Genomic DNA, 12,780 nt, shown 5'->3' on the forward strand with positions numbered 1-12,780 from the left:
GCACGGGAAGCCTCCTGATGAACTTGCTGCTTTGGACAGCTGCAAGCCTCAGGGGGCTTCACCCATTCACCGTCGAACCTCCACCAGACCCCCCTTCACGACGAAGACCCGACAACACCCACATCGCGTGGTTGGACCACGACGGGCTCATCAACGCCGTCAACGCACTGGTCAGCCACGGTGTCTCCCTCCCCCAGGAGGGCCTGACCCGCACGGCCCTGCATGACGACACGACATGGGCGACCTGACCCTCACCCGGCTCCGCTGGCGTCAGTTGACCGCGGCCACACCCACCCCGACGTAGATGACCGCCCCACAAGTCAACAACGTGAGTAGACCGGCAGACGCCCTCGCAACCAATGCCCTTCGTGAGACTTCGCCAGCATCGGCGGAAGCCAACGCCCGTTGGCGGTCCTCCTCCGGCAGCAACGGATCCCGACGGATCCGTTCACGACGGCGTTCCAAGGCGTCCAACCCGTCGTCGATCCGCGACCAAGCCCCTATGAACATCGCTACCTCCACGGTCACGAGCACGATGACGACCACAGCGATCGCCCCGTCCGGGAACACCGTGGTGTTGCGCACGATCAACGACGCCGCCGCAACCACAGCACCAATGACCGCCCCTGCGCCCTTCAACGCCGAGCTGACCTCAGCGTCCACGGCCCGACGCGCATCCGTGAGCGCCGCCAGCGCCGTCTCATGGGAGGCGGCCGCCGCCGCAGCAACTGCGGCGGCGTTCTCCTGGGCCAACGCGATGCGATAGCGCTCGGCCAACTCACGCACCCCGTCGGCCGCCGGCAGTGACATCGACCCGGGCGAGCCGACGGTGACCTGCGTGAGAACGAAACGGAGCGCCTCCAAGCGGTTCGGGTCATCGGTGGCGATGACCCAGTCGGCCAACCTGCGGCCACCCGACACCGCCGCGTCGATGCCAAGCCGGATCGACGGGTCGGCATCACGACGCAAGGCCAGCAGCACGACGTCCCCATCGCGGCGCCGCGCCGCAGACACGTCCTGCCACCCCGCCGCATCGTCGATCATCCCCGCCAGTTCCCACAACCAGCCCTGCGGATCGCCGTCGTGACGTCGTACATCGGCCACGGCCACAGACTCTGACCCGCATGCCACAGACCCAACCGCTTTCACGTCCTCCAACACCTGCGCCGGTCGAGACACAACCGCGTCAATCAGCGCGTCACGGGTCCGAGCCCACCCCCGCCGCCTGACCGCAACCTCGATCTCAACCACCCGATCTGACACGACCCCGACAAGCTCTCGTCGAGACGCCGAACTCTCGGCCTCAGTCCTGTCCGACGCGACCGACAGCAACGCCAAGACAGCGTCCAGGTCATCGGCATCTGGTTCCCCGTCATCGATCTGCAACCGGCGAGGCAGACCGTCCAACGCCACGCTCACAACGAGACCGACCGCCTGCGCGTCCGCGACGTCATCGCTGTCGAACCCGTCGACCATCCACCGGACGACCGTTTCGCCCCACCCGTCGGTGAGCATCACCCCGTTGCGCGAAGCGATCTGCTCCAGAAGATCCAGCCCGTCAGGAACACCACTCACCGGGGCTTCTTCAATGGCAGTTCCGACTCGGTCAGGACAACATCATCGGGATAGCTGAGCACGATCCGGCCGTCCTCACGTACCAACTCCACACCCGGACCGGCCTCCACACGGATCCAAGGGTCCTTGCACTGCAACACCGTCCGGAACGGTTCGGGCTGCACGGTCGTGACCGGCCGGCGTGGGTTGCCGCGGTGCCGGGTCAACGTGCGCTCATCGACCTCCGGGACCTCCTCGCGAACCCGTTCGAACAGATCAACCGACTGGTCACCGGTCGACACCTCATGCAACACCTCCCGAACCCGTGGGCCAGAGACGCCGGCGTCACGCAGCGCAGCACCCAACGCGGGAATGTTCCCCTCAGTCTTCGGGACGGTCAGGTCCACTGCGTCAAGGAGGTAGATCGCAGCCATCCCACGCCCCGCACCTTCGTCGAACACACCCGAGTCCGCCTCACCCAACGGCTCGGGCGCGATGACGAACTTTGCGACCTTGTCCTTGGGCGGGGGGAGCAGCCGGTCGACCTCAGTCAACGACCACGTGCTTCCCGTCGCATTGGCGAACTGAAGCCGCTTGTCCATGTCGAGATCAACCTTGACGAGACCGTGGACCGGGCTGCCGTCCTCAAGCGTCCCGTAGAAGCCAAACAGAATGCCGAGGTTAGCCTTCTTCGAACCCATGGCTGCAACTACACGGGCCGCCGCGTCCGCCGTCGCCGCCTCACATGTCGACGGTGAGGCCAGCCGAGCAAAGAAGGGTGCCGCCGGGTAGGACGCACCGACGGCCGTCGACTTGCCGCGGTAGATCTCTGTGAGATACGGCGTCAGTACTCGGTCCGTGGCATGGACCGGTTCTACATGGCCGTGGACAGCGTATTTAGGTACGGGATCGCCCTCCGCGACAACCGGCGCACCATCCATGTCCCCATGAATGATCGCCATTGCGAAGCCCCCGCTGACCTGGCCGAATCCCATGATCGCGACCCTACCGTCCACCCGTGACACCTCCACACCTATGACGACCATGTTCGTGGGCTCGCAGGACCGCTGTGGCGCGTATGCCCGATGCAGGCCACGACCAACGACCACGGTCGATGCCACCATGACTGAGCCTTCTGACCCTCACAGCGATCTGCGGCCATTTGAGGACATTTCCGCAGGTCAGAGCCACTGTCAAGACAGACCCTCCACTGCCACGCGCTGCCAGACAGGCGTCGAAACACTGCCACGATCCCAAACGTTGACAGGGTTTGCCAGGGCGATGCCAAGTGTGGCATAGGCGGTCTGCTCGCCCGGGATCTCGTTCTTGTCGGCGATGGGGGTGTCGCGGAAGAACCCGACGAGGAGGTCGCGGATGTGATGGTCGACCATCGCGTCGACGTTCTCGACCAGCTCGACGCGGCCGCCGACATCTCCGGCATAGCCGGCAGCAGCGAGCACACGCTGGCAGAAGCCGTGGATGGTGGTGATCGATGCGGCGTCCAAGGACCGGACGGCGGCTTCTAGCCGGGCCGCGCGTTCCTGCAGCTCGGCGGCGGGCCCGGACGAAAGGTGGACGAGCAGCGGGTCCTTGGTCTCCGCGATGCCGCCCGCGCGGAGATGCCGGCCAACACCTTGGCGAGGCCGTCAACTCGAGCAGGGTCCATGGACTGCACTGGGTCATCGATAACGACGAAGCGGAACGGGCTCTCGGGCTGTGTGGCGCGTGGGATGAAGATGGCCAGCGCGAGGGCGTGAAGCTCGCCCTGGCTCATCACGCCGAGGGCGTTGGCGTCGGTGCCGTCCACGGCGACATCCAGCTCGACCCTGCGCTGTGTCCCGGTGCCGGCCAGCTCGATGTCTCGAACCTCGACGTTGGATGCCAGGCGAAGCTGATCCCACAGCTGGGCGGTCTGCCCCTTCACCGGTTCGAACCGTCCGGCCTTGATGGCGACCTGGCAGTCCTTGAGCCACTTCTCCGCCTTCTTCAGCTCCTTGGCGGCAGCAGTCGCCGTGGCAGCGGATCGGGCGTCGGCGATCCAGGCGAGGGCCTTGGCCGCGACAGGGCGCCACTCGGCGTGTCGCCTGGCCAGCTCGGCCTTCGCGGCTTCGGCGACGGCGGATTGTTCTGCGGCGAGGGCGGCATGCTCCTCACGAAGGTGGGCGGCAAGCTCGCTCGGATCCTCGGGGGCATCGACCCAGCTCCCCCACCGCTGTCCCAGCTGGTCGGTGTCGACGCCAGTATTGGAGCTCGGCGCGAGGTCAGCGGGAGGCGTGACGAGCAGCCGACGTGCGGCGCCGATTGCCTGCTTCAGCTGCGTCGTGGCGTTGTTGGCTTCCGCGGCCAAGCTGCTGAGACGGTCGATCTCCGCCTCCGTCGCGTTGCGCCATGCCTCGTCCAGCTGACCTGTCTTGCACACGGGACACGGTTCAGTCTCGCCGCTGTGCACAACGAGCGCTTGCCGGAGCAGGTCCGCGAGCCGGCCAGCCGACTCCGCGTCGCTGCCCTCGTGCTCGGCCGCCGCCAGCACGGCGGTCTCCAAGTCATCCGCTGCCTTCTCGACCTCCTCGCTGCCGATCGGGCGCAGGGACGCCAACCGCCGAAGCGCGGAGATGTCGGTCTGCTGGTCGTCCTCGTCGCCGAGCAGCAGCAGCTCGGCGGCGTCCAGGTCCGGCTTGCGACGGTCGAGAGCATCCAGAACCGTCCGAGCAGCTTCCTCTGGGCTGGCCTCGAGCGATTGCTTGACGCCACCCCAGGCGGACTTCAGGTCCTTGCCGGGCTGTTCTCGTTCCTTGCGGGCAGCGGCCAACGCGGTGATCGCCGCATCTAGGTCGCCCACGCCGAGGATGCCGGACAGCGCATCATGGAGCGCTGAGGGACGCCCTGCAGCATGGTGCCCAGCTCGTGGTAGCTGAGGATCGGCCGGTGCCGGCTGATGGCATCGCTCCAGCCAAGGACGTCCAACGGCTCCGGGTCGTTCCCCGCACGTCGGGCGGTCGTGTCGCCGGTGGTGAGATCCTCTGGATCCGACCACTGCCTCACCAGCCGGGTCGGCGTGGTGGCGGACTCTTCCAGGATCTCCAGATGCAGCGACGGCGTGCCCGCGTGGAGGTTGCGCCACCCCTCCGTCCAGGACTTCGACTGCGCGCTGTCCCAGCGGCTGGACGTCCCCGTGAGCACGACCTCGACGGCCTCGGCGAACGAGGACTTCCCCGAGCCGTTGCGGCCGACCACGACAGTCAGGCCGGGGCCCGGGTTCAAAGGCAGCGTTCGACGCGGGCCTATCCCTCGGAAGCCCTCGACGGTGATCTCCGACAGGTAGGCACCGACCGGGTCGGGCAGGTCGGCATGCTCAGGGATCGACCGGGAGACCATTGCGCCTCCCAGGACCTCGGCGAGCTGACCCTCGCAGGCCGCCATGACATAGCTGGCCAGCACCGGCGGAAGATCCGCGACGTCCAGGCGCTCATACACGTCTGCGAGCAGGCTCTCATCCATGCGGTTCGGTCCATTCGCCATCAAGGTGACCGTAAACCGGATCGTGATCGGCCGTGCGCTTGCGGAGCTCGTCGTCGAACGGCGTCCGAAGCGCCGCGTCGTACCGGAAGGTGACCCCGCGGACGCCGAAGAACCGCAGCCATGTCCAAAGCGCACGCTCGACGGTGGCGGTCGTCCACGCAGGGACGAGGTCCAGCCGCGGTTCCGTCGTTCCGCCAGCCCGATGCAGCTGGTCCAGATCCCCTGGTGGGGGCAGGGTGCGCGGTCTGGCAACCAGCTCGACTGGCTCATCGGCACCGTGCACGCGCCACACGGTCCGGTCCGGCGTCGCCGCGATCATCCATGGATTCACCGACGAGATGGCGAGGCCGTCCACCTCATGCCACGGCATCAGGTCCGGTTCACGGTCGCCCAGCACCGTCCAGAGCCAACCCATGCCGAGTTCCGCGGTCAGCGTTGGCATCGCTGCGACATCCACGCAGGAGATGTGAACAACTCCCGGTCCGCCATCACCGTCGTCGAGTGTCACGCCATCCTCGCCCCAACGAAGATGTCCTCGGCGTCTCACCGCATCGGCGACCGCCGTGACCCGTTCCCACCGCTCTGGTGGACAGGCCAACCGCATCGCCAAGCGATCCGCCCGCCCCATCAGCCATCACACTCCCATACCGACCCGCCGACACCCGTCCACCGGATGCTCGATCACGCTACGCGATCCGTGTGACATCGCGACCTCACGTCAGGAGTGCGCCCAGCGCCGGCGACACACGGGCACGGCGCTCGTAGGCCGGCGGCCCAAGGTGGCGATCCCTCGAGAGCACGGCTCAGGGCGTGAGCCTTCGGAGCAGCTGCCCGGCGTCGGCAGTGGTCTCGAGTACCGACACGACGTCTCCGGCGGCGTAGACGCGTTGTCGAGAGGCGGTGCGCTCGGTCCACACGTCGACGGGCAGCTCGCCGCGAGGAGCCGCAACTCCCACGTCGGACAGCAGCTTCTTCACCCGGACCTCGGACCACAACCACTGATCTCCTGCTGCGGGAGTCCGGACCCCCGTCAGGAGGACGGGTTCCCCTGTTGGCACGGGTGGGGCTGACCGAAGCAATCCGTGCGCGTGAGCGGCGGCCAGGACGTCGGCCACCGGGTGGATCCGTTCGCGTCCGTCCAACAGCGGAGCGGCGACCCGAAGGAATTCCATGGCGACGCGGCGGTTGATCCAGAAGGGCTGATCGCAGATGTGGTTCGTCGAGGTGGCGAGCACCGACTGCCCCGCCAGGGCCACAGGCAGCACCAGACGGTGCACGCGTGGGACCGCCGGAAGGGGTTGTGGACGCTTGTCCGCGTCGCGTGACCCGAGCGGCGTGCTGAGCAGTCGCACCACGCGCTCGGCGAGCGTCCGAGCCTCCTCGTCCGCGGGGTCGTGCTCACGCATCAAGGCGTCGGTGAGGCGAGCGATGCGCATGACGTGGCACCGGTTGTCCGCGGTTGCGCGCACCGCGGCCGGTGGGCTCGTGCCGCACACCCAGAGGAGGGTTCCGTCTGGGCCGATGGCGTCTCGGGCGGACATCTGCAGCCTGAGCTGGCGGACCAATCCGGCGGCCGGGTACCCAGGGCGCTTCAGCTCCATCCCGATGCGGCCTTGCCAGCGCCTGCCGTCTTCCTGGGTTGACTTGAGCGGTGTGAGCGCCTGGTGGCCGACAAGACCGTTGATCGCGTCTGCGATCGTGGTGGGCCGCAGCCTGCGGAGGAGTGCGACGAGCGCAAGGTGAGCCTGCCGTTCGATGCTGACTCCCGTGTCCCGTGCGTGCCACACCGGGGCCTCCACCTCGACGTGATGGCGAGTGGTCGGCTCGATGAGGACGTCGGTGGACCATGGCCGGCCGTTGTGGCCGGGTTCGTGGACGATGGTGAGTGGCGAGGACGTTGTGGGAGCGGCCATATGGACCTCCAAGGGATGTGTGGGGCGCCGATGGGACGACGCCCCGTCCGGTTGACTACCGGTACTTGCGCATGGCGATCCGGTCACGAGGCCGCGGCCGGTGGGGCAGCAGCTCGAGCGCCGGGGGGCGTATCGGTGCTGACCGCGACGCCCGAGTTCGCACGAGGGCGAGCAGTCGGTGGCGGGCGACGCCTGGGTGGAATGGGCCGCAGCTCTGGGGCCGATGCGTCTGGGTCTGGGCGGTGGGGCCGGTCATCGACGTACCGCCAGTGAGGAGGCGAGGACGGATACGACCAGTGCGACACCGAGGATCTGTTCGTTCGATGCGGTGACGCCGGTCAGCTTGGCGGCGACCCAGAGCACGATGGCCCAGAAGCCGACGCCAAGGAGGAAGGCGATGAGGACGATCGCCAGGAGGATGGCGATGTCGGCCTTCATCGAGGAACGAGGCGCAAGCCGTGGTCGGCGGAAGCGCCGTGACTGCTTTCGAGGGGTCATTGGAGACGGTCAACTCCTAGTCGTTATTAACGACATTTTGGGGATCGGAACGTCGGGGCTGCCCCGACGCCTCAGCACCGTATGAACCGTCGCCGACACGCCGTCCCCGGGGCCGGACTCGATCGAGTGTCTTCGCCGGGCTTGGAGGTGCCCGTAGGGCGGCGCTCTACGCGGAGTTCAGGATGCGCAGGTCTCCATCAACGCTCTCTGCGGCCAACTCGGCGACAGCAAGAAGCTGCACGAACGCCTGGCCTCTACCCGAGTTGACGGCGTCGATGAGCTGTTGTTTGGAGAGCCCGGGCTGCACGATCCCGATGGTTGGCACGAGCTGCGGGCGAGTCTGGGGCCAGCTGCCATCGGACGGATCCAGGCGCTGGCGGAGGAGCAGCTCGTCGCCGTGGATGATCGTTGCGTGAGGCGATTCGTGGCCGTCCAACCGGCGGAGCAGGGACTCCCATAGCCCAGGCGAACGGAAGTGCCAGCGTGATCTGGCGGCCTGGGACACGACGACCTGCAGGTCGGCGATCCTGAGCCCTGGAGAGGCTGCGCCGCTGGGTTTGGAGTGCCAGAGTCCGAGCCGCACCACGCCGTTCGCGTCCTCCTCGATCAGCAGGTGGTCGGCGATCTCCCCGCTGCCGTCGTTGCAGATGAGCCACCTGTGGATCCCAAGCATCGGCTGCGCGTCGGCCCATCGTTCGAACGCCGTGTGAACGCAGACCTCGGTCGATCTCTTTGGCAGGGACGCCGCAGTCTCCGTTGTGATCCTGGTGCCCGACCAGTCGTGAACGATCAGCTGCTCCGGATCGAAGGGTCGAGGGACATCCGGCGGCGGGTACAGGGTGTGGCCGACGACGGTCGTGCCGTCCACGAAGTAGGCGGTAGGTGGGAAGTTCGTCAGGAGGTCCGAGAACAAACCCGTCTGATGCCCATGCCGCACGTCGAGGTCATCACCGGTCACGGTGCCGTCGAGATGCATCTGCCCCGTCCAGATCGGCGGCTCGGGGCTGTCGGCGACGATCGCATCGATGGGCAACACGTCGTTCGTGTCAGCCACTTGCTGGAGGTCCCGAGGCACGAGTAGCACGTCCTCGATGGGGATCCCGACGCCCGATTCGAGGATCCACCCTTGCCCGAGGAGGCTCGGATCGACCTCGGCAGATATGACCGAGCTCTGTGGCCACGCTGTCAGCGTTCGGCCGCGCTCGACGGTCGGTAGGAGCGGCACCAATGCGGGGGCAACGTCGCGGAGTCCCTCGACCACGCTGGATACCCACTCGTCGTAGGCAGCGAGCGGCACGTACCGCGTCACCCAGATCTTGGCCTTCTCGAGTGCGGCGCCTCCGCTCGCCGATCGCCCGCCGTAGTCGTACTGGAGGTTGACGTGGCCGAGTGCAGCACCCGACACGTCAACCCGCCGGAGTCCTTGTTCGACACCGGATCCCAGGAAGTTCCTGTACGCGGTCCCGGCCTGACCGGCCAACCCCGTCGTCCGCACACCGACGGCGGAGACGGAGTGTCGTGGGAGCCGATCGAGGTAGGCATTCAAGCGTTGGTGGTCGACGAGCCGGCTGCCCTCCGGCATCTCCAGGAGCGCAACAAGGCCTCTCTGAGCCAGCCCCACGTTGGAGTTCAGCAGGAGGAGTGCAGGGTGGTCGCCCGAAGCCGGACGGTAGGCCAAGAGGTGGAGCTCGAAGCGCCGGGATGCCATCTCGGTGTCCGTGGACCACCGTGGCTGGTCCCGGTGTTCGGTGACGAGGACGAACAGTCGTGCCGTCTGATGGACTCCTTGGTAGACCACCAGTCCGCCGGCGAAAGGTTCACCGACAGACAGGCCCTGAGCGTGCTGCCCGTCGCCGACGAACCAGGGGGCCCATCCCTCATCGGCGATCTGAAACGCGATCAGGCGCATCAGTGGCGTCAGCGCGGCGGCGTTGACGGTGCCGGATCCCTCCGCGGCCACGCCTTGGATGAAGGCTCTGTTGCGCTGCTCCTGCTCCACATGGTCGTCGATGACCTGAGGCAAGACGGTGGCCCAATCCGCGTCCTCATGGTCGTAGAGCGCCCGCAGGGCTCCCTGAAGGTGCGGGTAGACGTCATGGTCCCGCACCGTCACCACGCTCGACGGCGAGAAATGCTCAGGGCTTGTTCGGGCCAGTCGGCCGATCATCTGGACCGTCGGTTCAAAGGACCGGTGCTTGTCGTGGTAGCCGACGATCCTCAAGCTCGGGAGGTCGTAGCCCTCGCCGAGCATCCCGTCGACGAACACGACACGCACGGCGCCGCTCGCCAGACCATCGAGCACGGTCTGTCTCTTGGCTGCGCCCATTCGGCTGTGGAGGAGCTCGCCATCAAGTCCCCGATCTGCATACAGCTTTCGGAGTTCACGGAGGCGTTCGATCCCCCTGCCACGGATCATCACGGTGGACGCGTGGTGGTTCGGGTCACCGGCAAGATCGACCACCTTGTCCGCAATCGCTGCGTCGGTGCGCACCGGATCAAAGGGCTGGGGTGCGTCCAGCAGGTGCGGAACGATCGGGTTGAACGAACCGTCCGCGAGCGCCTGCCTGAGGGGGTAGCGGTAGATCATGTCTCCCGGAACGGCCTTGCGGTCCCGCCGGGTGGGTGTGGCCGTCAGGAGGAGCGCTCGCTTCCAATGGAAGTGCTCGAGGACCGCGCGCCAGGTCTGGGCTGGCGCGTGATGGGCCTCATCGACCACGATCAGATCGAACAGATCGGGCGGCGGCGGCTCCCGGTCGACGTAGTGGCTCGGGCTGATGCTGTTGGGCAGGGCCACCACCACGTCATGGCGTCGGATGTCGTCCCAGTCCTCGGCCAGCCCCTTCATCGCCAGCACATCGGGGTTCGAGTCCTCGTGCAGCGCTCCGACCATGCGGAGGACGCGCTGGTCGGAGAACTGCGCTGCGATCTGGCCGCGGAGGGCTGCCGATGGGACCAAGACGAGCACGCGCGTCGGTGGAGCCTCCATCAGGTAGGGAGCCGCGATGGCGATGGCGGTCTTGCCCGTCCCCGTGGGCAGGCTGACCAGCGACGGCACGTCGTCGGTCCGCGACCAATGCGCGATGAGCGCCGCGATCGCACCCTTCTGCGGGCGCCGCCATCTGACACCCGGCGCCAGGAGGCTAGGGGTGTCGCAGCTGGCGTAGTGGTCGGACATCGCCCACCCGATGGTGCACCGCCCCGACCCCCCGACCCATGAGGCACGTCGTCCGGCAGAAGGTGCACCGACCCCGCCGGAAGCCCAGACCTCGGCGTGTTAGGCGGCCTCGGTGGACGCCCGTGCCTCGCGCTCCTCGATCCACTCCTTGATCCCCGCCGCGCGGTAGCGCACGGACCCGTTGGGGCCGCACCCCACCCTGAAGTGCGCGGGCGCTTCGCCCCGGTATCGCATCTTGCGAAGGGTCTCCCGCTCCACGCCCAGGTAGGCGGCGAGTTCGGGTTCGGTCAAGACCTCACCCCCACTGGCGTTATCGATCATCGCGGTTGGACTCCTGAGGACGGGGACGTCGTCAACCGACACTGTACACCATGATTCCTAGTAATTCTACCGGAATTGACCACACGTCAGATACGTAGTGCTACGATAGCTAGCATTCCGTCCGAGGTGGAGGTGTGGTCGTATGGTAAGGCCGGAGAGGCTCAAGGCCGAGCGGCGCCGCAAGGGGTGGACGCTGAAGGAGGCGGCCGCCAACGCTGGGGTGGCGTTGGACACGTGGGCCGGCGCGGAGCGGGGCCGCAAGTCTCCGCAGCGCGACAGTGCCGAACGGATGGCTGAAGCGCTGGGGATCGACGTCGAGGACCTGGACAGGCCCGCGATCTCCATCGCACCAGCGCCATGGTTGAACGATCGCCTCGCCACGAATCTGGACGTCGCGGCACCCCACGCCCCGAACATGACCGAGGACGTGGCAAGGGACGTGCTGGAGCACCCCTGGCGGTGGTGCTTGGTGTCTGCGGATGGCGAGCAGCACCCGACCTGGGACGTCGGGCCTGAGGACGACCGCTGGTGGCACGAACTCATGCTGCTTGCCCGCCAACTGTCTCCGGATCGACGAGAAGCCGCATTGGCCATGCTTCGAGGACTCACCGATGGCTAGCGTCTACAAGGACAAGTCCCGCAACAAGTGGCGCGCTCGATACGACGGACCGGACGGCAAGCGCCGCAGCAAGGACTTCCACCGCAAGGCGGTCGCTGAGAAGTGGCTCGCCAATCAACTGGCGGACATGGAGCGCGGCGACTGGATCGACCCGCAAGGTGGCCGCGTCACCTTCACCGAGTGGGCGGATGCGTGGCTCGCGGGCCTCCCCATCAAGGCCCAGACCAGAGAGAGCTACAGGCAGGCCGTCGAGGATGCGAAGGCCTCCTTCGGCGGACGCCGTCTCACGGGCCTCCGACGATCGATGATCGTGGCCTGGGTCGGCGACATGTCCCAGCGCCTCGGGCCGAGCACAACCACCAGCCGGTACCGGATCGTCGCGATGTGCCTGAAGGCTGCGGTCAGTGATCGCCTGATCCGACAGACCCCCTGCGAGAACGTGCCGCTTCCCCGGTCCACGAAGGGAAAGGTTGTCCCGCCCACCGACGAGGAGGTCTTGGCGGTGGCCGAGAGCATCTCGCCCCGGTTCCGGGCGGCCGTCCTGTTGATGGCGGGAACCGGCGCCCGTCAGGGCGAGGCGATGGGACTGACCGTCGACCGGGCCGGACTGGCACCCGCGATCGATCCGGTCATCACGATCGATCGTCAACTGCTGACACCATCGCGTCGTGGCCACCTCCCCTACATCGGGCCCGTCAAGCGCGAGTCCAGCGTCCGGACCGTTCCCCTACCCAATTCGGTACGTGAGGCCCTGGCAGCCCACCTCGCGGAGTTCGGCCCGCTGAACCTTGAGATCGAGATCGCCGACGACTCCGGCCGCCGCAGGACAGAGACCGTGGACCTGGTCTTCGGTTCGCGAACGGGTGGACCGGTCACGCGGTCCTCCATCGGCGATGCCGTGCGTCGGGCCGCGGAACGTGCCGGAGCGAAGGGCGTGACACCGCACATGCTGCGTCACTACTACGCGAGCACCCTCATCGCGGCCGGAGAGGACGTGGTAACCGTCCAGAACCGCCTCGGCCACAAGAACGCAAGCGAGACCCTCGACACGTACTCCCACCTGTTCCCGAACAAGGGCGGCGACAGGACCCGACGCGCGATCGACCACGCCCTCGGGGGTGCCTTGCGCGGGCGACAGGATCCGGACGCCAAAGCGACCGGCTAACTGTAGTTCCTGCGCG

12 protein-coding genes are annotated in these 12,780 nt (G+C 67.2%); 2 read left to right on the plus strand and 10 right to left on the minus strand.

Annotation, left to right across the window (positions count from 1 at the left end; all coding sequences use genetic code 11):
* Positions 1 to 270: 270 nt before the first annotated feature.
* From CUC05_RS20395 to CUC05_RS20435, 10 genes are all read right to left on the minus strand, one after another.
* Positions 271 to 1,575, minus strand: coding sequence for a hypothetical protein (locus CUC05_RS20395; RefSeq protein WP_108667984.1), 1,305 nt, complete (start codon positions 1,573 to 1,575; stop codon positions 271 to 273).
* The gene (locus CUC05_RS20400; RefSeq protein ID WP_157965820.1) at positions 1,572 to 2,549 is read right to left on the minus strand and encodes a hypothetical protein; all 978 of its coding nucleotides are present in this window, start codon (positions 2,547 to 2,549) and stop codon (positions 1,572 to 1,574) included. The genes CUC05_RS20395 and CUC05_RS20400 overlap by 4 nt, the downstream gene beginning before the upstream one ends.
* Positions 2,550 to 2,747: 198 nt before the next feature.
* On the minus strand, positions 2,748 to 3,059 hold the full coding sequence (locus tag CUC05_RS20405; RefSeq protein ID WP_108667986.1) for a hypothetical protein: 312 nt from the start codon (positions 3,057 to 3,059) through the stop codon (positions 2,748 to 2,750).
* A 17-nt stretch (positions 3,060 to 3,076) separates the two neighbouring features.
* Positions 3,077 to 4,393: an ATP-binding protein gene (locus CUC05_RS20410; RefSeq protein WP_108667987.1), complete on the minus strand. Its 1,317-nt coding sequence runs from the start codon at positions 4,391 to 4,393 to the stop codon at positions 3,077 to 3,079.
* Positions 4,381 to 5,052 carry an AAA family ATPase gene (locus CUC05_RS20415; protein WP_157965821.1) on the minus strand — a complete coding sequence of 224 codons (672 nt, stop codon included), beginning with the start codon at positions 5,050 to 5,052 and terminating at the stop codon, positions 4,381 to 4,383. Before CUC05_RS20415 ends, CUC05_RS20410 begins: the two co-directional genes overlap by 13 nt.
* Entirely contained in the window at positions 5,045 to 5,581 is a 537-nt protein-coding gene (locus CUC05_RS24940; RefSeq protein ID WP_157965822.1) for a hypothetical protein, read from the minus strand. Before CUC05_RS24940 ends, CUC05_RS20415 begins: the two co-directional genes overlap by 8 nt.
* Before the next feature lie 295 nt (positions 5,582 to 5,876).
* On the minus strand, positions 5,877 to 6,872 hold the full coding sequence (locus CUC05_RS20420; protein ID WP_157965823.1) for a hypothetical protein: 996 nt from the start codon (positions 6,870 to 6,872) through the stop codon (positions 5,877 to 5,879).
* A gap of 366 nt (positions 6,873 to 7,238) precedes the next feature.
* Complete coding sequence (locus CUC05_RS20425) at positions 7,239 to 7,424, minus strand: hypothetical protein (protein WP_108667990.1); 186 nt, start codon at positions 7,422 to 7,424, stop codon at positions 7,239 to 7,241.
* 226 nt (positions 7,425 to 7,650) lie between these two features.
* Positions 7,651 to 10,659: a DEAD/DEAH box helicase gene (locus CUC05_RS20430; RefSeq protein ID WP_108667991.1), complete on the minus strand. Its 3,009-nt coding sequence runs from the start codon at positions 10,657 to 10,659 to the stop codon at positions 7,651 to 7,653.
* Positions 10,660 to 10,758: 99 nt separating this feature from the next.
* Positions 10,759 to 10,950, minus strand: a complete 192-nt coding sequence (locus tag CUC05_RS20435; RefSeq protein ID WP_157965824.1) for a helix-turn-helix transcriptional regulator — start codon at positions 10,948 to 10,950, stop codon at positions 10,759 to 10,761.
* 172 nt (positions 10,951 to 11,122) lie between these two features.
* Between CUC05_RS20435 and CUC05_RS20440 the strand changes: the two genes are divergently transcribed.
* Both CUC05_RS20440 and CUC05_RS20445 read left to right on the plus strand, forming a co-directional pair.
* Entirely contained in the window at positions 11,123 to 11,599 is a 477-nt protein-coding gene (locus tag CUC05_RS20440; protein ID WP_108668072.1) for a helix-turn-helix domain-containing protein, read from the plus strand.
* Positions 11,592 to 12,764, plus strand: coding sequence for a tyrosine-type recombinase/integrase (locus CUC05_RS20445; protein ID WP_157965825.1), 1,173 nt, complete (start codon positions 11,592 to 11,594; stop codon positions 12,762 to 12,764). Before CUC05_RS20440 ends, CUC05_RS20445 begins: the two co-directional genes overlap by 8 nt.
* Positions 12,765 to 12,780: the final 16 nt, after the last annotated feature.

This window comes from Euzebya rosea (genome assembly GCF_003073135.1).
Lineage (GTDB): Bacteria > Actinomycetota > Nitriliruptoria > Euzebyales > Euzebyaceae > Euzebya > Euzebya rosea.

Bases quoted from the DNA above. Each gene is read 5' to 3' on its own strand.
- CUC05_RS20400 (WP_157965820.1), bottom strand. From the start codon at position 2,549: ATGGGATTCGGCCAGGTCAGCGGGGGCTTCGCAATGGCGATCATTCAT.
- CUC05_RS20415 (WP_157965821.1), bottom strand. From the start codon at position 5,052: ATGGATGAGAGCCTGCTCGCAGACGTGTATGAGCGCCTGGACGTCGCG.
- CUC05_RS20425 (WP_108667990.1), bottom strand. From the start codon at position 7,424: ATGAAGGCCGACATCGCCATCCTCCTGGCGATCGTCCTCATCGCCTTC.
- CUC05_RS20430 (WP_108667991.1), bottom strand. From the start codon at position 10,659: ATGTCCGACCACTACGCCAGCTGCGACACCCCTAGCCTCCTGGCGCCG.
- CUC05_RS20440 (WP_108668072.1), top strand. From the start codon at position 11,123: ATGGTAAGGCCGGAGAGGCTCAAGGCCGAGCGGCGCCGCAAGGGGTGG.
- CUC05_RS20445 (WP_157965825.1), top strand. From the start codon at position 11,592: ATGGCTAGCGTCTACAAGGACAAGTCCCGCAACAAGTGGCGCGCTCGA.